This window comes from Sphingopyxis sp. MG (genome assembly GCF_002953155.1).
GTDB lineage: Bacteria > Pseudomonadota > Alphaproteobacteria > Sphingomonadales > Sphingomonadaceae > Sphingopyxis > Sphingopyxis granuli.
Genome location: NZ_CP026381.1, coordinates 3,667,119 through 3,687,805, shown reverse-complemented (window position 1 = coordinate 3,687,805; position 20,687 = coordinate 3,667,119). Strand labels below are relative to the sequence as shown.

16 protein-coding genes are annotated in these 20,687 nt (G+C 68.8%); 8 read left to right on the top strand and 8 right to left on the bottom strand.

From position 1 onward, the window contains the following. Positions 1 to 260: 260 nt before the first annotated feature. From C3E99_RS16855 to C3E99_RS16825, 7 genes are all read right to left on the bottom strand, one after another. Positions 261 to 3,506, bottom strand: coding sequence for an error-prone DNA polymerase (locus tag C3E99_RS16855; RefSeq protein ID WP_067186512.1), 3,246 nt, complete (start codon positions 3,504 to 3,506; stop codon positions 261 to 263). Next, on the bottom strand, positions 3,503 to 5,041 hold the full coding sequence (locus tag C3E99_RS16850; protein WP_172709684.1) for a Y-family DNA polymerase: 1,539 nt from the start codon (positions 5,039 to 5,041) through the stop codon (positions 3,503 to 3,505). The genes C3E99_RS16855 and C3E99_RS16850 overlap by 4 nt, the downstream gene beginning before the upstream one ends. After that, positions 4,944 to 5,726: an ImuA family protein gene (locus C3E99_RS20165; RefSeq protein WP_076077358.1), complete on the bottom strand. Its 783-nt coding sequence runs from the start codon at positions 5,724 to 5,726 to the stop codon at positions 4,944 to 4,946. Before C3E99_RS20165 ends, C3E99_RS16850 begins: the two co-directional genes overlap by 98 nt. Before the next feature lie 296 nt (positions 5,727 to 6,022). Beyond that, positions 6,023 to 7,426 carry an efflux transporter outer membrane subunit gene (locus C3E99_RS16840; RefSeq protein ID WP_067186508.1) on the bottom strand — a complete coding sequence of 468 codons (1,404 nt, stop codon included), beginning with the start codon at positions 7,424 to 7,426 and terminating at the stop codon, positions 6,023 to 6,025. Then, positions 7,423 to 10,611, bottom strand: a complete 3,189-nt coding sequence (locus tag C3E99_RS16835; protein ID WP_067186506.1) for a multidrug efflux RND transporter permease subunit — start codon at positions 10,609 to 10,611, stop codon at positions 7,423 to 7,425. The genes C3E99_RS16840 and C3E99_RS16835 overlap by 4 nt, the downstream gene beginning before the upstream one ends. 6 nt (positions 10,612 to 10,617) lie before the next feature. Then, positions 10,618 to 11,799: an efflux RND transporter periplasmic adaptor subunit gene (locus C3E99_RS16830; protein WP_067186504.1), complete on the bottom strand. Its 1,182-nt coding sequence runs from the start codon at positions 11,797 to 11,799 to the stop codon at positions 10,618 to 10,620. Positions 11,800 to 11,924: 125 nt separating this feature from the next. After that, positions 11,925 to 12,809, bottom strand: a complete 885-nt coding sequence (locus tag C3E99_RS16825) for a LysR family transcriptional regulator (RefSeq protein WP_067186502.1) — start codon at positions 12,807 to 12,809, stop codon at positions 11,925 to 11,927. A gap of 99 nt (positions 12,810 to 12,908) precedes the next feature. On the opposite strand from C3E99_RS16825, the gene C3E99_RS16820 reads away from it, so the two are divergent. From C3E99_RS16820 to mmsB, 8 genes are all read left to right on the top strand, one after another. Further along, positions 12,909 to 14,402 carry a CoA-acylating methylmalonate-semialdehyde dehydrogenase gene (locus C3E99_RS16820; RefSeq protein ID WP_067186500.1) on the top strand — a complete coding sequence of 498 codons (1,494 nt, stop codon included), beginning with the start codon at positions 12,909 to 12,911 and terminating at the stop codon, positions 14,400 to 14,402. A 64-nt stretch (positions 14,403 to 14,466) separates the two neighbouring features. After that, positions 14,467 to 15,039: a hypothetical protein gene (locus C3E99_RS16815; RefSeq protein ID WP_234002520.1), complete on the top strand. Its 573-nt coding sequence runs from the start codon at positions 14,467 to 14,469 to the stop codon at positions 15,037 to 15,039. A 28-nt stretch (positions 15,040 to 15,067) separates the two neighbouring features. Then, positions 15,068 to 15,367 (top strand): I78 family peptidase inhibitor, encoded by a 300-nt coding sequence (locus C3E99_RS16810; RefSeq protein ID WP_067109717.1) that lies wholly within the window; start codon positions 15,068 to 15,070, stop codon positions 15,365 to 15,367. Positions 15,368 to 15,493: 126 nt separating this feature from the next. Then, on the top strand, positions 15,494 to 15,802 hold the full coding sequence (locus C3E99_RS16805) for a GIY-YIG nuclease family protein (RefSeq protein ID WP_067186498.1): 309 nt from the start codon (positions 15,494 to 15,496) through the stop codon (positions 15,800 to 15,802). A gap of 49 nt (positions 15,803 to 15,851) precedes the next feature. Further along, entirely contained in the window at positions 15,852 to 16,997 is a 1,146-nt protein-coding gene (locus tag C3E99_RS16800) for an acyl-CoA dehydrogenase family protein (protein WP_067187219.1), read from the top strand. Continuing rightward, positions 16,994 to 18,040 carry an enoyl-CoA hydratase/isomerase family protein gene (locus C3E99_RS16795; RefSeq protein ID WP_067186496.1) on the top strand — a complete coding sequence of 349 codons (1,047 nt, stop codon included), beginning with the start codon at positions 16,994 to 16,996 and terminating at the stop codon, positions 18,038 to 18,040. The genes C3E99_RS16800 and C3E99_RS16795 overlap by 4 nt, the downstream gene beginning before the upstream one ends. A gap of 97 nt (positions 18,041 to 18,137) precedes the next feature. Beyond that, positions 18,138 to 18,920, top strand: a complete 783-nt coding sequence (locus C3E99_RS16790) for an enoyl-CoA hydratase-related protein (RefSeq protein ID WP_067186494.1) — start codon at positions 18,138 to 18,140, stop codon at positions 18,918 to 18,920. 140 nt (positions 18,921 to 19,060) lie between these two features. Then, positions 19,061 to 19,951: a 3-hydroxyisobutyrate dehydrogenase gene (gene mmsB / locus C3E99_RS16785; RefSeq protein WP_067187217.1), complete on the top strand. Its 891-nt coding sequence runs from the start codon at positions 19,061 to 19,063 to the stop codon at positions 19,949 to 19,951. 274 nt (positions 19,952 to 20,225) lie between these two features. On the opposite strand, the gene C3E99_RS16780 is transcribed toward mmsB, so the two are convergent. After that, positions 20,226 to 20,456, bottom strand: a complete 231-nt coding sequence (locus tag C3E99_RS16780) for a hypothetical protein (RefSeq protein ID WP_067186492.1) — start codon at positions 20,454 to 20,456, stop codon at positions 20,226 to 20,228. Positions 20,457 to 20,687: the final 231 nt, after the last annotated feature.

Here is a 20,687-nt window from a genome sequence, read left to right as displayed (position 1 = left end):
CGCCCCGGTCTCCCCACGACCGGGGCGTCTTTCGTTTGGATTCGCGCGGTGGCGCCGGGGCGATGGGGGTGGAGCCTGTGTAAGGCTTGTGTGTCCCCGCGCAGGCGGGGACACAGAGCGATCCGACGCCGACCTTGGCGCTATCCGCTCTGGGCTCCCGCCTGCGCGGGAGCACGGGGCTTTTCAGTCGGGGACATCGCCCGGCGCGACCGTATCCCTGCCTTTGCGCCGCTGCGCGAATATTCTCAGCCTCCATGCTGTCAATGGAAATCGCGTGATTTGGGCAGGATGCGGACGTTGCGCGGATGGCCCGGGCGCGGCATCGGCGCCTGCGGCGCGGCGTTGCCCAGCGCGTCGAGCATCGCGGTGCGATCGACGATGCGGCTTGCCATCAGGTGGACGACGCCTTCGCGGCTGCGTTGCACCTCGCCCTCGACCAGCATCAGCCGCGACGCCATGACGGCGCGGCGATAGCGCTCGAAGTGGCGCGCCCACAGCAGCACATTGACGATCCCGCCCTCGTCCTCGAGCGTGATGAAGATCGCATTCCCCTTGCCCGGCCGCTGGCGGATCAGCACGACCCCCGCGGTGCGGACGATCCGCCCGTTCTTCGCCGCCGCGGCCTCCGTGCAGCTCAGCACGCCCTCGCCGGCGAAGGCGCGGCGCAGAAAGGCCATCGGATGCCCTTTCAGCGACAGGCGCGTCGTCTGATAATCGGTGAGGACATGCTCGACGAGCGGCGTCGGCGGCAGATCGGCCTCCGCCTCCGGCCCCAGCTCGTCCGCCCCGGCGGCGTCGAACAGCGGCAGCACCCCCTGCCGCACCCTTCGCGCGTTCCACAATGCCGGACGCCGTTCGAGTTCCATCGAGCGGCACGCGTCGGCCTCCGCCAGCAGACGCAGCGCGCGCGGCGGCAGGCCGGTGCGCCGCGCCAGATCCTCGACGCTGACGAACGGGGAGGCAAGGGGCGTGGTGCGCACCTCGACAAGCCGCTGCGCCCACGCCTCGCGGAACCCGTCGACCTGCCGGAAACCGAGCCGCAGCGCGAGGCGGCCGTCGTCCCGACGTTCGAGGCTGTTGTCCCACCCGCTGGCGTTCACGTCGGCCGCGCGCACCTCGACCCCATGCGCACGCGCGTCGCCGACAAGCTGTGCGGGGGCATAGAAGCCCATCGGCTGCGAGTTCAGGATGCCGCAGGCGAAGACGGCGGGGTGATAATGCTTGATCCACGAGGAAACATAGACGAGCCGCGCGAAGGACTGGGCATGGCTTTCGGGAAAACCATAGCTGCCGAAACCCTCGATCTGCTTGAAGCAGCGTTCGGCGAAATCCTGTTCATAGCCGCGCCGCACCATGCCGCCGATCATCTTTTCGCGGAAATCGTCGATCGTGCCGACGTTGCGGAAGGTCGCCATCGCCCGGCGCAGACCGTTCGCTTCCTCAGGCGTGAAGCCCGCCGCGACCATCGCCAGCTTCATCGCCTGTTCCTGGAACAGCGGAACGCCGAAGGTTTTCCTGAGGACGTCGCGGAGTTCGTCCGGATCGTGAGGAGGGGCGGGAGAAGGGAATGTGACCTCCTCCTCCTTATTCCGCCGTTTCAGATAGGGGTGGACCATATCGCCCTCGATCGGGCCGGGGCGCACGATCGCGACCTGCACGACGAGATCGTAGAACTCCTTGGGCTTCAGCCGTGGCAGCATGTTGATCTGCGCGCGGCTTTCGACCTGGAAGACGCCGATGCTGTCGCCCTTTTGCAGCATCTTGTAGACGGCTTCGTCCTCGCATTCGATGTCGACCTCCAGCGTCCGGTCGCCCAGTCCATGCTCGCGCATCAGATCGAAGCATTTGCGGATGCAGGTCAGCATACCGAGCGCGAGCACGTCGACCTTCATCAGCCCGAGCGCGTCGATGTCGTCCTTGTCCCATTCGATGAAAGTGCGCTCCTCCATCGCGGCATTGTGGATCGGGACCAGTTCGTCGAGCCGCCCTTCGGTGAGCACGAAGCCGCCGACATGCTGCGACAGGTGGCGTGGAAGGCCCAGCAGTTCGCCGACGAAGCGGTGCAACCGCTCGATCTCGCCGTTCGCGGGGTCGAGTCCCGCCTCGACCAGCCGTTCGACGGGCACCTCCTGACCCCAGCTTCCCCAACTGGTGTCGGCGAGCCGCGCAGTGACGTCCTCGCTGAATCCCAGCGCCTTGCCGACCTCGCGGATCGTGCTGCGGGCGCGATAATGGATCACTGTCGCGGCGATCGCGGCGCGGTCGCGGCCATAGCGCTCGTAGATGTGCTGGATCACTTCCTCGCGCCGCTCATGCTCGAAATCGACGTCGATGTCGGGCGGCTCGTCGCGCTCGGCCGAGATGAAGCGCGAGAAGAGCAGTTCGTGCTTCATCGGATCGACCGAGGTGACGCCGAGCAGGAAGCAGACGATCGAATTCGCCGCCGATCCGCGCCCCTGGCACAGGATCGGCGGCTTTTGCGCACGCGCGAAGCGGACGAGATCGTGAACGGTCAGGAAATAATGGACATAGTCGCGGCGCCGGATCAGCCGCAGTTCGTTGCCGATCAACCGCCGGACCTTGGGCGGTAGCGGCACCCCATAGCGTTCTACCGCTGCGGTCTTCACCAGATGGTGGAGATAGGCGAACGGCTTCCACCCCGGCGGCACCGGTTCGTGCGGATAGTCGTAACGCAGTTCGTCGAGGCGAAAGCCGATGCGGGTGAGCAGCCGGCCGGTTTCGCGGATCGCCCGCGGATAGGGCTGGAACAGGCGTCGCATTTCGGCCGGCGCCTTCAGGTGGCGCTCGCCATTGGCGTGAAGCAGCCTGCCCGCCTTGTGGACGGTCGTGCCCTCGCGGATACAGGTGACGATATCGTGCAGCGGACGCTGCTCGCGCGTCGCATAGAGCGCGTCGTTGGTCGCGAGCAGCGGGACGCCCGCCGCGGCCGCCAGTCGGGCGCGCCGGTCGAGCCGCCGCGCGTCGGCGCCCGACCGTGGCATCGTCGCCGCGAGCCACACCGATTTCGGCCGCGCGCGCCGCAGCATACGGAGCAGCGCTTCGTCGCCATCCATCGCGATCAGCAGCAGGCCGTCCGAATGCGTGAGCAGATCGTCCAGATACAGGGTGCAGTCACCTTTCTGCGCGCGCAGGTTGCCGGTCGACAGCAGGCGGGTCAGCCGCCCCCATCCATGCCGGCTGACCGGATAGGCGACGATATCGGGCGTGCCGTCGGCGAAGACGAGCCTTGCCCCGACGACGAGACGGAATCCCGCCACGCTTTCGGGCTGCTTGACCTCCAGCTCCTTCAGGAACGCCCAGGCGCGTACCACCCCCGCGACGCTGTTGCGGTCGGCGATGCCGATCCCCGCCATGCCGAGTTCGATCGCGCGCCCCACCATCTCCGCGGGATGTGCGACGCCGCGCAGGAAGCTGTAGCCGGTCGCGGCGACCAGTTCGGCGAAACCCGGTTCGGGCGGCGGTTCGGGGGTGGAGGTCTCGCTCATGCGAACAGCCCGTGGATATACCAGCGCGGCCCGTCCTTTTCGTCGTAGAGGCCGTGGCGGAACAGCCAGTAGCGGCGGCCCTGCACATCCTCGACGCGGTAATAGTCGCGTGTCAGCCCCTTGTTGTCGCGGCGGCGCCACCATTCGGCGGCGATGCGTTCGGGCCCTTCGTACAGGCGCACCGCGTGCAGCGCGCGGCGCCAGCGAAAGCGCTGCGGCGGCCCGTCGGGCACCTCGGCGATCACCTCGATCGGCTGCGGCGGATCGAAGAGGTAGAAGGGGCGTTGCGGCGGCTCGCCGTCGGGCGCCGCGGGCCAGGGCTGCGGCGGCGCGGCGCCGGTCGCGGGCAGTTCGAGCTGCGCCTGCTCGGGAATATGGGTGTCGGCGGGGCGAAGGCGGCGCACGCGGCCGCGCCCGAGCCGTACCGCGAGGCGGTCGGCCAAATCCTCGATCGCCGCGCGGCGCACCGCCCCGCCTTCGAGCCGCAGCTGGCTCGCGCCGAGCGCCTCGAGCCGCGGCACCGCCAGCCGGATCATGTCGAAGCCGAAGCCGGGATCGATCGGGTCGCGCAGGCCATCGATGCGCTCGGCGAACAGCCGCATCACCAGCGCCGGATCGCGGGTCGGTCGGCCGGTCTCGACCGCGATCGTCCGGGCGAGGCCGTCGCTGCGGAAGAAGGTGGCGTGGAACGCGCGGCCGCCCTTGTCGCGCGCGCGCATCTCCGCGATCGCCTCGGCGGTCAGTTCGGCGAGCACCGTCGTTGCATGCGCCGTGCTTGCGACCGGTTCGGCGAAACGGCGCGCGGCGGCGACGGGCGGCGGCGTCCGGCGCGGCGCGAGCGGGCTCGGCGCATCGCCGAGGATGCGGCGCAGCTTCCCGGCCGCTTCGGCGCCGAAGCGCGCGGCGATCGACGCCATCGGCCGGCTTGCGAGATCGCCGATCGTCCGCAGCCCGGCGCGCAGCAGCGCGCGCGTTGCCTCGCCTTCGAGGTCGAGCGCCGCGACGGGCAGGCGCCGGACCGCCGCCGCTTCGTCGGGCGCGGGCGGGGCCGGGTGGCGCGTCAGCGCGCGGGCGGCATCGGCGGTGGGGCCGAGCGCGGCGCGCACCGTCATCCCGAGCCGGTCGAGCCGCGACTCGACATCGGCGACCAGCGCCGCTTCGCCGCCGAACAGGTGCGCGCATCCCGCGATGTCGAGGATCAGCCCGTCGGGAGGATCGAGCGCGACGAGCGGCGTGTAGCGCCCGCATCCCTCGGCGATCCGGTCGAGCCAGAGCAGGTCGCCCGCCGGATCGTGTGCGGCCACGGCGAGGTCGGGCACGCGCGCCCGCGCGTCGGCGAGCGGCAGGCCGGGGACCAGTCCCAACGCCTCGGCATCGGCGCCGACGCTCGCGAGACACAGCGCCCCGCGCCGCTTTTCGGCGAAGACGAGCGGGGCGTCAGGCGGCCGCGGCGCGGTGCGCGACAGACGCTCGGCGGGAAGATAGGGGAAGAAGAGCGCCAGATAGCGCCGCGTCCCCAAAGGCTCGTTCGTCACGGTTCCACTCCAGCCGCCAGCGCGCGCCCGCAGGGCCGGCGCGCCAGCGCAGCAATTCCAGGTCGAAGGCGGGCGCCCCCGGTGCCTGCGCCTCCAGTTCGCGCGACGGCGCGGCGGCCAGGCGCCAGCGCGTCTCGGCGATGCTCGGCACCGGCTCGGCGGCGAAGCGCAGCAGCAGCAGCACCGTTCCCGCGTCGCGCGCGCCGAGCGCGAGCCGCCGCCCCGCGGTCAGGTCGAGCGCCGCCAGTGCGCCGCGGCTTTCGACGACGACCGCCGCCGATCCGGGGCAGCGCACGGCATCGTTGGCGGCGGCGAGCAGCGCGGTCGCATCGCGCGCCTCGACGAGCAGCAGCCGGTTCGGATCGCCCCCCAGTTCGGCGAGGCCCGGCGCATAGAGATGCCCCTGACGCCGCGCGCCGTCCGCCGTGCGCAGCCACAGGACCGGCGCTTCGCCGGGCCCGCGCAGGGCGAGCAGCGCGGCGAAGGCGGCGGCACTGGCCGCATCGAGCGCGTCGGCGGCGAAGATTTCATGCGCTCGCCCCATCGCCAGCCCGCCGCCGAGCGCGGCATCGAATCCCGCATGCCCGCTCGTCAGCCACGCGCCGTCGCCGGGCGGCGCGCCGGCGGCGGCGATCCGGGCGATGCGGCGGCGCAGCCCGGCGAGAGGGGAGGACGAATCGCGCATGATATGTTCTCTATATGTTCTATTAGCGCGTGAGTCCCGCCGCTTGTCAAGACGGCGGGTGTGGGGGCGTTTTGAATAGGCTGCAAAGGCTCGGTCCCCCTCCCGCTTGCGGGAGGGGCGACGAGGCTTGCGAACTTGTTCGCTAGCCGCAGCGGGGTGGGCGAATGCAACGCCGCTGGCCCACCCCCGATCCCTCCCGCAAGCGGGAGGGGAGATAGGATGGACGCACGAAATTCATAATGATCCGCTTACCAAGGCCGCACGGGCTTGCTTCGCGTCTTCGTGCGAAAGGGATTTCAGCGCGCCGCCGCGTCGCTCCCGGCGCCGCTGTCGCCGCCCAGCGCGCGGAACAGCGCGATGCGCGTCTGCGCGAGCAACAGGCGCGTCGCGGTTTCGCTGCGCCGCGCGCTGTAGAGGCTGCGCTGCGCGTCGAGGCTGGAGAGGAAGCTGTCGACGCCGCCGCTATAGCGTGCCTCGGTCAGCGCCGCGGTGTCGGCCGTCGCTTCGCTGTTCGCCGCCGCGGCGCGGACGCGCTCGGCGATCGTGCCCTGCACCGCGAGCGCGTCGGCGACATCGCGGAACGCGGTCTGGATCGCGCCTTCATAGCTGGAAAGCGCCGCGTCGCGCTGCGCCTCGCTCACCGCGACGCCGGCGCGGCGGCCGCCGAAATCGAAGATCGACGCGCTCGCATCGGCACCCGCCGACCAGTTGAAGGCGCCGCCGTCGAACAGGCCCGACAGCGCGTCGCTCGCGAAACCGACGAGGCCCGTCAGCGAGATCGCCGGAAACAGCCGCGCGCGTGCCGCGCCGATGTCGGCATTGGCGGCGCGCAGCCGATATTCGGCCTCGATCACATCGGGACGGCGCAGCAGGATTTCGGAGCGGACCCCGGCGGGGGGCGCGGCGATTCCGGCGCTGGCCTCGGCAAGGGTCGCGGGCAGCAGCGCACGGTCGACCTCGCCGCCGACGAGCAGCCGGATCGCATTCTCGTCCTGCGCCAGCGCCGTCTTCTGCTGGGCGATCGAATCCTCCGCGGTCGCCAGTATCTGTTCGGCCTGGCGCAGGTCGGTGCGCGGCGCGATGCCGCCGTCGAGCCGGGCCCTGGTCAGCCGCACCGCCTCGCGCGCGTTGGCAGCGGTGTCCTCGGCGATGGCCAGCAGGTCGCGGTCGGCGCCATAGGCGGCCCAGGCGCCCGCGAGGTCGGCGATCAGCGCGAGGCGCACCGTGCGCGATGCCGCCTCGGTCGCCAGCGCGCGGTTGCGGTCGGCTTCGGTCGCATTGGCGAGACGGCCGAACAGGTCGAGCTCGAAACCGGTGATCCCGCCCTGCACGGCGAAATCGCCGCTGCCCCCGCCGGCGCCGCGATCGGCATAGCCGGCCCCGGCGCTTGCGCCGATCGCGGGAAATTGCGCCGCGCGCGTCACGCGCACCTGCGCCCGCGCCGCGGCGACATTGGCATAGGCGGTGCGCAGGTCGCGATTGGCCGCCAGCGCCTGCTCGACGAGCGTCTGCAGCCGCGGGTCGGTGAAGATCTGCGTATAGGACAGGATCGGCAGCGCCGCCTCGCTGTGGGCCAGATAGGCGTCGCCCACCGGCCAGCTTTGCGGCACCGGCGGCGTCGGCAGCACCGTCTGCGGCGCGAGCGAACAGCCCGCGAGCAACAACGGCAATGCGGCGAGAGCGAGCGGCGCGCGCCTCATGCCGCTGCCTCCCGCCCGGCGCCGCGTTTGCCGAAACGGGCGCGCAGCGCCGCGAACCCGTCGCGCACCCCGCGCCGCACGAGGACGAAGAACAGCGGGATGAAGAAGATGGCGAGGAAAGCGGCGGTCATCATGCCGCCGATCACCGCGGTGCCGATGGCGACGCGGCTGTTCGCGCCCGCGCCGGTCGCGAGCGCCAGCGGCAGCACGCCGAAGATGAAGGCGAAGCTCGTCATCAGGATCGGACGCAGACGGATGCGCGCCGCCTCGACCGCCGCCTCGATCACGCGCTTGCCCTTCTTTTCCTCCTGCTCGGCGAACTCGATCATCAGGATCGCGTTCTTCGCCGCGAGCCCCATCGTCGTCAGCAGGCCGATCTGCAGATAGACGTCGTTCTGCAGCCCGCGCAGCGACACCGCGAACACCGAACCGACGAGCCCGAGCGGGATGACCAGCAGCACCGCGAGCGGGATCGACCAGCTTTCGTAGAGCGCCGCGAGGCAGAGGAAGACGACGAGCAGCGACAGCGCGTAGAGCAGCGGCGCCTGCCCCGACGACAGCCGCTCCTGATAGGAGGCGCCCGCCCAGGCGACGCTAGTGCCTGGAATCTCGGCCGCCATCCGCTCCATCTCGTTCATCGCTTCGCCCGAACTGGTGCCGGGGGCCGGCTGGCCCGAGATTTCGAAGGCGGAGACGCCCTGGAAGCGCGAGGTGCTGCTCGGCGTCGTCGACCAGCCGATGTCGGCAAAGGCGGAGAAGGGTGCCATCTGCCCGTTCGACGAGCGGACATACCATTGGCCGATATCCTCGGGCCGCGCGCGATAGGGGGCGTCGCCCTGAACATAGACGCGCTTGACGCGCCCCTTGTCGATGAAGTCGTTGACGTAGCGCCCGCCCCACGCGGTCGCGAGCGTGCTGTTGACGTCGCTGTTCGACAGACCATAGGCGGTAAGCCGCTGCGTATCGATGTCGATCTTCAGCGTCGCGACGTCGGGAAGGTCGCTGAGGCGCACCGATTGCAGCTTCGCATTGGCGTTCGCCATCGTGAGCAGCCGGTCGCGCGCCGCGGCGAATTGTTCGTGGGTCATCCCGCCGCGATTCTGCAATTCCATCGTGAAGCCCGACGTGTCGCCCAGCCCGCGCACTGCGCCGGGAACGAGCGCGAACACCTGCGCATCGCGCAGGCCCGACAGCGCCTTGCGCGCGCGCTGGGCGATCGCGTCGGCGCTGTTCTCCTTGCCCGGCCGGTCGTCCCAATGGACGAGGTTGACGAAGCCCTGGCCGGTATTCTGCCCCGACGCACCGCCCCCGCCGCCGCCGGCGATCAGGAAGGCCGACTGCACATTCGCCTTCTCCTCCGTCAGCAGATAGCGCTCGATCTGGTCGCGCACCTCCAGCGTCCGCGCCTGGGTCGCGCCCGCGGGCAGGCGGAACTGGATCGAGACGCGGCCCTGATCCTCGTTGGGCAGGAAGCCGCCCGGCAGCCGCACGAACATCGCCGCGAGCAGGACGAGGAGCAGCGCATAGATGGCGAGGAACAGCCACTTGCGGTCGACCACGGTGGTGACATTGCCGACATAGCGGTCGACCGTGCGGTCGAAGCGCGTGTTGAAACCGTCGCGGGCGCGGATCATCGCGGCATGCAGGCGCGGGAAGCGATGCGGCCGCTCGCCGCCGTGCGTGCGGGGCTTGAGCAGCGTCGAGGTCAGCGCCGGGCTCAGGATCAGCGCGACGAGCACCGACAGCGCCATGGCCGAGACGATGGTGACCGAGAATTGGCGATAGATGACGCCGGTCGAGCCGCCGAAGAAGGCCATCGGCAGGAACACCGCCGACAGCACGAGCGCGATCGCGATCAGTGCGACCTGCAATTCCTTCATCGACTGGATCGTCGCCTCGCGCGCCGACATGCCGGGATTCTCTTCCATCAATCGCTCGACATTCTCGACGACGACGATCGCGTCGTCGACGAGCAGCCCGATCGCGAGGGTCAGCCCGAACAGCGTCAGCGTGTTGATACTGAAACCCAATATGTAGAAGACGGCGAAGGTGCCGAGCAACACGACGGGCACCGCGATCGCCGGGATCAGCACCGCGCGCCAGCTTTGCAGGAAGACGAACATGACGAGGACGACGAGCAGGATCGCCTCGAACAGCGACTTCTGCACTTCCTTGACCGACAGCTTGATGAAGGCGGTCGAATCGTTGGTGTAGCCGTAGGTGAGGCCGTCGGGGAAGTCGGCAGCCAGTTCCTCCATCCGCGTCTTGACGCGGTCGGCGGTTTCGAGCGCGTCGGCCCCCGGCGACAGCGAGATCGACATGCCCGCGCCCGGGTGTCCGTTGATCCGGCTGATCGTCGTATAGCTTTCGGCGCCGATCTCGACCCGCGCGACATCCTTGATCCGCACCGTCGCTCCGTCGGGGAGCGTCTTGAGGACGAGGGCCTCGAACTCTTCGGGGGTCTGCAATCGCGACTGGGCGGTGACGGTCGCGTTGAGCATCTGGCCCTGTGGCGCGGGCAGGCCGCCGACGTCGCCTGCCGCGATCTCGCTGTTCTGGGCGCTGATCGCGTTGATCACGTCGCTTGGCATCAGCGACACCGCGGCGAGCCGCTGCGGGTTCAGCCAGATGCGCATCGCGTGCGGGGCGCCATAGACATTGACGTCGCCGACGCCCTCGACGCGCGACAGCGGGTCCTGGATGTTCGACGCCATATAGTCGGACACGTCCTGGTTCGACCGCGTGTTGGTCTCGTCATAGACGCCGACGAGCAGCAGCGAGTCCGAATTGGACTTGGTGACGCGCACCCCCTGCTGCTGCACCTGCTGCGGCAGGCGGGAAACGGCGGTCTGAATCTTGTTCTGGACCTGGACCTGCGCGATGTCGGGGTCCGTGCCCTTGGCGAAGATGGCGGTGATGCTCGCCTGCCCGCGCGAACTCGACTGCGAGCTGAAATAGAGCAGGCCGTCGATCCCGGTCAGCTGCTGTTCGAGGACCTGCGTGACGCTGTTCTCGATCGTTTCGGCCGACGCGCCCGGATAGGAGGCGCGGATATTGACCTGCGTCGGTGCGATGTCGGGATATTGTTCGAGCGGCAGCGCGCGCAGCGCGCCGAGTCCGCCGAGCATGACGATGATCGCCAGCACCCAGGCAAAGATCGGCCGGTCGATGAAGAGGCGCGACATCGGCTGCTATTTTCCTTCGTTCGCATCCTTGCCCGCGGATGCCCCCACGCGTTCCGGGCTGCTGGCGGGAACCGGTTTCACCTGCGCGCCCTGCCGAAGGTTGCCGACCCCCTGCGTGATCACCCTGTCGCCCGGTTTCAGCCCGTCGGTGACGACCCAGTCGGCGCCGACGGTGCGTTCGGCGACGACCTTGCGCCGCGCCGCCTTGTCGTCCTTGCCGACGAGATAGACGAAGGCCGATCCGTCGAAGTCGCGTTGCACCGCGGTCTGCGGCACCAGCATAGCCTTCGGATCGACCGCCTGCTCGAACAGCGCGGTCACGAACATGCCGGGCAGCAGCAGCCCCTGCGGATTGGGGACGCGCGCGCGCAGCGTCACCGTGCCCGTCGCCTCGTTGACGGTGACTTCGGAGAATTGCACCGTCCCCACGATCGGATAGAGGCTGCCGTCCTCGAGCCGCAGGCGCACGGCGGTGCTGCCCGGCTGCACCCCGCCGGCGGCGAGCGAGCGGCGCAGCGCGGTCAGTTCGGCCGCCGACTGCTGGATATCGACATAGAGCGGATCGGTGCGCTGGATGACGGCGAGCGGTTCGGCCTGGTTTGCGCTGACGAGCGCGCCGGGCGTCGCCAGCGATCGGCCGATGCGGCCGCTGATCGGCGCCGCGATCGCGGTGTAGCGCAGGTTGATCCGCGCCGTGTCGAGCGCGGCGGCGGTCTGCGCCACAGCGGCGCGGGCGACGCGCGCGGCGGCGAGCGCGTCGCTGTAATCCTGCTCGGCGATCGCCTGCATCTTGGCGAGCGGTTCAAAGCGCTTCGCCTTTTCCTCCGCCGCCTGCGCATTGGCCCGCGCGCTCGCCAGATTGGCCTCGGCCTGCGCGACCGCGGCGCGATAGAGGCTCGCGTCGATCTGGAACAGCGGCTGGCCCGCGCGCACCGTCGCGCCCTCGGTGAACAGGCGCTGGCGGATCAGGCCGTTCACCTGCGGCCGCACCTCGCTCGTTTCGAAGGCGACGGTGCGCCCGCCGAGCTCGGTCGTGATCGGCACCGCCGCGGTGGTCACGACCACATAGCCGACCTGCGCGGCCTGCCCGCGCTGGCCGGCATCGTCATCCTTGTTCGCGCAGCCGGTCAGCAACAGAATCGCTGCGACCAGGGTCCCGCTCAGGGACGGCAGCCTCTTGTGGGGCATAGTCGATAAATCTCGTGTCGATCCGCGGGGAGGGAGCGGGAATTAGGGCCTATTCAACCGATTGAACCGAAGGAAGCAAGGGAAATAGCCGCCGTGCGACAATTTGCGACATTTTTGTCGTCCGATCAGGGAACGAGCAACTTCCGATGCGTCTGCACCGCGCCGTCGAGCCAGTCGATAAAGGCGCGAATCCGCGGTTGCGGCGCGATATCGCGGTGGAGCGCGAGCCAGAAACTGCGGCTGATCGTCTGGTCGGGCCGCACCCGCACCAGCGCCGCATCCTCGGCCGCCAGGAAGCAGGGAAGCACCCCCACACCCGCGCCGCTCGCGATCATCCGCCGCTGGGCGAGAATCGACGACGACCGCACGGTCGCGCGCAGCCCCGGCTCGATCTCGTCCAGATAGTCGAGTTCGGGGGCATAGAGGATGTCGGGGACATAGCCGACCACGGGCAGGCCGGCGCGCCCCAGCGGCGATTCCTCGGCCGCCGCCTGCCAGTCGGGCCGATCCGCGGGCGCATAGAGGCCGAGGCTGTAGTCGGCGAGCTTGCGCGTGATCAGCGGGCCTCTTCTGGGCCGCGCGAGCAGGATCGCCATGTCGGCCTCGCGCCGCGAGGGGTTGAGGAACCCCGACGAGGCGACGAGGTCGATCTCCAGTTCGGGGTGCGCGGCGGCGAAGCCGGCGAGGCGCGGGGCGATGAAGCTGCTGCCGAAGCCCTCCGACACGCTCAGGCGAAGGTGGCCCGACAGCGCCGCGCCGCCTTCGCTCGCCGAATCGACGCGCGAAGCCGCCGCCGCCATCGCCTCGGCATGCGGGACGAGCGCGCGGCCCGCGGCGGTCAGCGCGAATCCCGTCGGCGCGCGCTCGAACAGCGTCTGCTGCAACGCGCGTTCGAGCGCGCTGACCCGCCGGCTCACCGTCGTCGCGTCGACCTGCAGCGCCTGTCCGGCACGCGCCAGCGTGCCGTGCCGCGCGACCATCAGGAAATATTGCAGCCCATCCCAGTCCATATTCCTGCAGATATGCAGGATTAAACTGCAAGTCTATCCCTTGCAATCGGCCCGCCGTTGGTCTGTGGCGAAAGGCAAGGACAGACGGGAGACTTGACCATGCGACAGATCGACCATCATATCGTCGGCGGTGCCGGCGGCGGCTCGCGCCACAGCGACATCTTCGACCCCAACAACGGCGGCGTGCAGGCCGCGGTCGCGCTCGGCGACGCCGCGCTGCTCGACCGCGTCGTCGCCGCCGCAAAGGCGGCGCAACCCGCTTGGGCGGCGGTCAATCCGCAGCGCCGCGCGCGCGTGATGTTCGATTACAAGCGGATCGTCGAATCCCATCTCGACGAACTGGCCGAACTGCTGGCGAGCGAGCATGGCAAGGTGGTCGCCGACGCGCGCGGCGACGTGCGGCGCGGGCTCGACGTTATCGAATTCTGCTGCGGCATCCCGCATGTGCTGAAGGGCGAATATACGCAGGGCGCGGGCCCCGGCATCGACGTCTATTCGATGCGTCAGCCGATCGGCATCGGCGCGGGCATCACGCCGTTCAACTTCCCGGCGATGATCCCGATGTGGATGTTCGGCCCGGCGATCGCGACCGGCAACGCCTTCATCCTCAAGCCCAGCGAGCGCGATCCGAGCGTGCCGGTGCGCCTCGGCGAGCTGATGCTCGAGGCGGGGCTGCCCGAGGGCATCCTTCAGGTCGTCCACGGTGACAAGGAGATGGTCGACGCGATCCTCGATCATCCCGACATCGGCGCGGTCAGCTTCGTCGGTTCGTCGGACATCGCCCATTATGTCTACAATCGCGGCGTGTCGAACGGCAAGCGCGTGCAGGCAATGGGCGGGGCGAAGAACCACGGCATCGTCATGCCCGACGCCGATCTCGACCAGGTGGTGAACGACCTGACCGGCGCCGCCTTCGGCTCGGCGGGCGAGCGCTGCATGGCGCTGCCGGTCGTCGTGCCGGTGGGCGAGGACACCGCGAACCGGCTGCGCGCCAAGCTGATCCCCGCGATCGAGGCGCTGCGCGTCGGCGTGTCGACCGATGCCGAAGCGCATTACGGCCCCGTCGTCTCGGCCGCGCACAAGGAAAAGGTCGAAGGCTGGATCCAGAAATGCGCCGACGAGGGCGCCGAACTCGTCATCGACGGCCGCGGCTTCACGCTGCAGGGGCATGAGGACGGCTTCTTCGTCGGTCCGACGCTGTTCGACCATGTCACCCCCGACATGGAAAGCTATCGCGAAGAGATTTTCGGCCCGGTGCTCCAGATCGTCCGCGCCCCCGATTTCGAGAGTGCGCTCGACCTGCCCTCGAAGCACCAATACGGCAACGGCGTCGCCATCTTCACCCGCAACGGCCACGCCGCGCGCGAATTCGCGCAGCGCGTCAACGTTGGCATGGTCGGCATCAACGTGCCGATCCCGGTGCCCGTCGCCTATCACACCTTCGGCGGCTGGAAGCGCTCGGCGTTCGGCGACACCAACCAGCACGGCATGGAGGGCGTCAAATTCTGGACCAAGGTCAAGACGGTCACCGCGCGCTGGCCCGACGGCGGCGGCGACGGATCGAACGCCTTCGTCATCCCGACGATGGGCTGACGACGGCCACGCCGATGAAACCGGACCCGGCCGCCGGGCATTTCTCCTGCGAAGGAGAAAGACGATGAGACTTGGAAACGGCAGCGCCTCCTCGACGGGGCTGGGCTTGATGGCGGCCACGCTGCTGCTTGCCGCGTGCAGCGGCGGCAACGACGAGCAGCCGCCGGCCGAGACCGCCGAAAAGGCGGCGCCGGCACCCGTTGCCCCGGCTCCGTCCGCCCCGGCCGAACCCATGCCCGCCGACGCCGACCTCACCTATGCGGCCGACCCGGCGCTGGCGCCCCCCGCCGCTCCTGAGGCGGGCATCGGCAGCGGTGCCAAGGCGATTCCCGCCGCGATCCAGGGTCGCTGGGCGCTCGATGCCGGGGATTGCGCCGCGCGCGCCGGTACCGATCTCACCGCGCTGGTCATCGACGCAAAGACGCTGCGCTTCTTCGAATCGGCCGGCGATCTCGCCCGCGTGCGCGAGCGGAGCGCGAACCGCATCGTCGCCGATTACAAGTTCAGCGGCGAAGGCGAGCAATGGGACCGGCTGATGCTGCTGGCGCTCGCCGACGGCGGCAAGACGCTGGTGCGCCGCGACTACGGCGAGGGTGCGGCGCCCGAGCCGATGCGCTATAGGCGTTGTACGCCCTGACCGGGGAAGAGAGAAGGGGAACAGAGACATGGATATTCGTTGGATCGCCGCCGCCCTCGCCCTGCCGCTCGCCGCCTGCGCGAGCGCCGATGGACCTGCCGAATCGACGCCGCCGCCCGCCGCGATGACCTGCAACGCCGATGCGGGGCAAGGCTTCGTCGGCCAGACCGCGGCGCCCGACCTCGGCGCCGCGGTGCTGAAGGCGACCGGCGCGCGCACGCTGCGTTGGGGCCCGCCGCGTTCGGCGATGACGATGGATTACCGGCAGGATCGGGTGAATGTGATGTACGATGACGCCTACAAGATCACGCAGGTCACCTGTGGCTGACGCTGCCCGTCGCAGCCACGGCTCCGTCTCGTTCTGTGAGCCCCTCGATGGCTAGGCAGGGGCGTGCGCGTCGAGTCCGAGGCGATCGTGGGCGCCCTCTCGTCAGCATGACGGGGAGGGAGCAGAATGCGCGAGCGGAACCCGTGCGTCTATATCATGGCAAGCGGTCGCCACGGCACGATCTACATCGGCGCCACGTCCGATTTGATGGCTCGCGTCTATCAGCATCGCGAAGGGCTGATCGACGGCTCCACGAAACGCTATGGCGTGAAGCGGCTGGTCTTTTACGAGATGCACGAAACGATGGACGCGGCGATTGTGCGGGAAAAACGGCTTAAGGCATGGAAACGCGACTGGAAGATCGCCCTGATCGAGACGGACAATCCTTTTTGGGAGGATTTGGCCATTCACCTTGGCTTCCCGCCGCCGACCTAGTTCCGAATGGATGCTGACTTTCGTCGGCATGACGTAGAGACGAGTGATGATGACCGACCAGTTCCAGCTTACCGACGACCAGCTTGCCATTCAGGACATGGCGCGCAAGTTCACCGCCGATGCGATCACGCCCTTTGCGGCCGAATGGGACGAGCGGGGCCATTTCCCGCGCGACGTCATCAAGGCGGCGGCGGAGCTCGGCTTCGCCGCCATCTATGTCGGCGAGGAATCGGGCGGCATCGGCCTCGGCCGGCTCGAGGCGGCGCTGATCATGGAGGCGATGGCCTATGGCTGCCCCGCGACCAGCGCCTTCGTCTCGATCCACAATATGGCGAGCTGGATGATCGACAGTTTCGGCAGCGCCGAAGTCAAGGCGAAATATCTGCCCGACCTCGTCACCATGGATCGGATGGCGAGCTATTGCCTGACCGAGCCCGGCTCGGGGTCCGACGCCGCGGCGCTCAAGACCACCGCGAGGCTCGAAGGCGATCATTATGTCGTCAACGGCACCAAGCAGTTCATCTCGGGCGCCGGGGTCAACGACATCTATGTGACGATGGTGCGCACCGGCGCGCCGGGGCCGAAGGGCATTTCGTGCCTCGTCATCGAAAAGGACATGCCCGGCGTCAGCTTCGGCGCCAAGGAGCGCAAGCTCGGCTGGAACGCATCGCCGACCGCGCAGGTGATCCTCGACAATGTGAAGGTGCCGGTCGAAAACCGCGTCGGGGCGGAAGGCGACGGCTTCCGCTTCGCGATGGCGGGGCTCGACGGCGGGCGGCTCAACATCGGCGCCTGTTCGCTCGGCGGGGCGCAGCGCTGCCTCGACGAGGCGATCGGCTACACGAAGGATCGCCAGCAGTTCGGCCAGCCGATCGCCGATTTCCAGAACACCCAGTTCACGCTCGCCGACATGGCGACCGACCTCGAAGCCGCGCGCGCGCTGCTCTATCTCGCCGCGGCGAAGGTCACCGCGAACGCCCCCGACAAGTCGCGCTTCTCGGCGATGGCGAAGCGGCTCGCGACCGACAACGGCAGCGCCGTCGTCGACCGCGCGCTCCAGCTTTTCGGGGGTTACGGCTATCTGAAGGACTATCCGATCGAGCGCTTCTGGCGCGACCTGCGCGTTCATTCGATCCTCGAAGGGACGAATCAGGTGATGCGGATGATCGTGGGAAGGGACCTGCTGCGCCAATGACCGAAGATGTATTGATCGGTGTCGAGGGCCGCGTCGGCCGCATCGCGCTGAACCGCCCGAAGGCGATCCACGCGCTCAACCTGCCGATGTGTCAGGCGATGATCGACGCGCTGCTCGCCTGGCGCGACGATGCCGCGATCGAGGCCGTCGTCATCGACCATAGCGAGGGCCGCGGCTTCTGCGCCGGCGGCGACATCCGCATGCTCGCGGAAAGCGGGGCGAAGGACGGGCGCGAGGCGCGGGCCTTCTTCCACACCGAATATCGCCTCAACCACCTGCTCTTCACCTATGCGAAGCCCGTCGTCGCCTTCATGGACGGCATCACCATGGGCGGCGGGGTCGGCATTTCGCAGCCGGCGAAATATCGCGTCGCGACCGAACATACGCGCTTCGCGATGCCCGAGACCGGGATCGGCCTGTTCCCCGACGTCGGCGGCGGCTGGTATCTGCCGCGGCTGGAGGGGCGCGTCGGCGCCTTCCTCGCGCTCACCGGCGCGCGGCTCGACGGGGCCGAATGCCTCGCGCTCGGCCTCGCCACCCATTATCTGCCGTCGGCGAATCTCGCCGAGGCGAAGGAGCGCATCGCGCAGCACCCCGACCGCATCGGCGGCATATTGGGCGAGCTGTCGGTCACCGCTCCGCCCGCCGCGATCACCGGCCAGATCGACAAGATCAACCGGCTGTTCGCCAGCGACCGCTACGAGGATATTCTCGCCGCGCTGGAAAAGGACGGCGGCGAATGGGCGCAGAAGGAATTGGGCGCGCTGCGCACCAAGAGCCCGCAGACCTGCAAGGTCGCGCTGCGCCAGCTTCGCGAGGGCGCGGCGATGCCCGATTTTGCCGCCGAGATGCGCCAGGAATATGCGATCGGCAGCCGCGTCGTCGCAATGCACGACTTCCTCGAAGGCGTCCGCGCGCTGATCGTCGACAAGGACAACAGCCCGAAATGGGACCCGTCGACGCCCGAAGCAGTGACCGACGAATGGATCGACGCGATCTTCGCGCCTTTGCCGCCGGGTGAAGCGTGGACGCCGCTAACATAGGCTCGTCACCCCGGACTTGATCCGGGGTCCATTCAGGCCTCGCGGGGCGGAATGGATGCCGGATCAAGTCCGGCATGACGAAAAACCGGAGACAAGAATGACCTACGAAACCCTCCTCGTCGAAACGCACGGCGCCGTTACCTTGGTGACGCTCAACCGCCCGCAGGCGCTCAACGCCCTCAACTCGTCGGTGCTCGATGATCTGATCGCGGCCTTCGCCGCCTATGAGGCGGACCCGGGCCAGCGCTGCGCGGTGCTTACCGGCTCGGGCGACAAGGCCTTTGCCGCGGGTGCCGACATCAAGGAAATGGCCGACAAGCCCGCTGCCGATTTCTATCTTCAGGATTTCTTCTCGAAATGGACGAGCGACTTCGTGAAGAAGGTGAGGAAGCCGTGGATCGCCGCGGTCAACGGCTTCGCGCTGGGCGGCGGCTGCGAACTGGCGATGATGGCCGACTTCATCATCGCGTCGGAGAAGGCGAAATTCGGCCAGCCCGAGATCAAGCTCGGCGTCGCCCCCGGCATGGGCGGCTCGCAGCGGCTGACCCGCGCGGTCGGCAAGGCGAAGGCGATGGAGATGTGCCTGACCGGCCGGATGATGGATGCCGAGGAAGCCGAACGCGCGGGGCTGGTCGCGCGCGTCGTGCCGCACGAAAGCCTGATCGACGAAGCGCTCAAATCGGCCGCGCTGATCGCGTCGATGCCGCCGATGGCCGCGATGGTGAACAAGGACATGGTCAATGCCGCATTCGAGACGACGCTCGACCAGGGGCTGATCTACGAACGCCGCCTGTTCCAGATCCTCGCCGCGACCGAGGACAAGGCCGAAGGCATGGCTGCCTTTATCGAGAAGCGCGAAGGCGTGTGGAAGGGGCGGTGATCTTCTGAGCCCTCTCCCCTTCAGGGGAGAGGATATGGAGGCTTGGCGCGTAGCGCCTAGCCGGAGTTGGAGAGGGGAATGCACGCCTCCCCCTCTCCCAACCCTCTCCCCTGAAGGGGAGAGGGCTTATGGAGAATGACATGAAAATCGCCTTCATCGGACTCGGCAACATGGGCGGCGGGATGGCCGCGAACCTCGCGAAGGCGGGGCACGAGGTGCGCGCCTTCGACCTCAGCGAAGAGGCGCTCGCGCGCGCCGTCGAGGCGGGTTGCGCCCGCGCCGCGTCGGCCGCCGAGGCGGTGTCGGGTGCCGAGGCCGTGGTGACGATGCTCCCCGCGGGCCGGCATGTCGCCGGCGTCTATGAAGCCGACGTCTTCCCTAACGCCGCGCCCGGCACCCTGCTGCTCGACTGCTCGACGATCGACGTCGCGACCGCGCGGGCGAATATCGAGGCGTCGACCGCGAAGGGCCTCGTCGCGGTCGACGCGCCGGTATCGGGCGGCATCGCGGCGGCCAATGCGGGGACGCTGACCTTCATGGTCGGCGGCACCGACGAAGGCTTCGCGCGCGCGCAGCCGATCCTCGCGAAGATGGGCAAGGCAGTGATCCACGCGGGCGACGCGGGCGCGGGGCAGGCGGCGAAAATCTGCAACAACATGCTGCTCGGCGCCTCGATGATCGCGACCTGCGAAAGCCTTGCGCTCGCGCAGAAGCTCGGGCTCGATCCGCAGAAATTCTTCGACATCGCCAGCGTCTCGTCGGGGCAGTGCTGGTCGCTGACCAGCTATGCGCCGCTCCCCGGCGTCGGTCCGACGACACCCGCCGACAATGGCTACAAGGGCGGCTTTGCGGCGGCGCTGATGCTCAAGGACCTGCGCCTTGCGATGGAGGCGGCGCAAAGCGTCGACGCCGACGTTCCGATGGGCAGCCGCGCGCGCGAACTCTACGAAGCCTTCGTCGCGGCGGACAAGGACGGCCACGACTTTTCGGCGATTATCCAGACGTTGCAGGGCTCACGGTGTCCCCTTTGATGCGGGTGCCACATTCCTCGTCACCTCGGACTTAATCGGCAATTATCCCCTTTCGACAAGTAGCTGTTCCCCGGCGAAAGCCGGGGCCCATGCGAAGCAGCGCTGCGCCATCTGGGCCCCGGCTTTCGCCGGGGAACAGCTCCTTACTTGCCCGAAGGACATATGTGCCGACTTGATCCGGGATTCATTTTCCCGGCGCTGGTTTGAATGGATCCCGGATCAGGTCCGAGGTGACGATGAACGTGATGGGCCGCTCATTCCCGGCACGCGCGGTTCAATAGAAATCTGCCGTTTCGCCGCCATCGCGGCGGTCGGTGCGATGCACCTGCGTCGGCGCGTCCTTTCGGCCGGTCCGCACCTCGATCCGCCCGTTCACCCGCCGCACTTCGGCGGGGGCGAGGATACGCGCCCGCGCCACGCCGACCGCGGTCGGTTGCGGCGCCGGTGCGGCAGCCGGGGTGCTCGCGGCGAGCGACAGGGCGGCGGCAAGGAGCATGACGGTCATGCTCTACCCTGACGGCAGCGCTTGCCAGCGTTTTAACCCTGAATCGCAAGATTTCGGCAGGTCGGGGAGGGCCGCTTTGACGAAGGCGGCGCCATTTGCTCCGCATCGGGACGAATCGGAGCGCGATGCCATCGAATCGCATCGTCATCCGCGAGCGGCGACACCGCGTGGCAATCCAGAGCAGGCGCAAACCGCCCTGGATTGCTTCGCTCCGCTCGCAATGACGAAGTG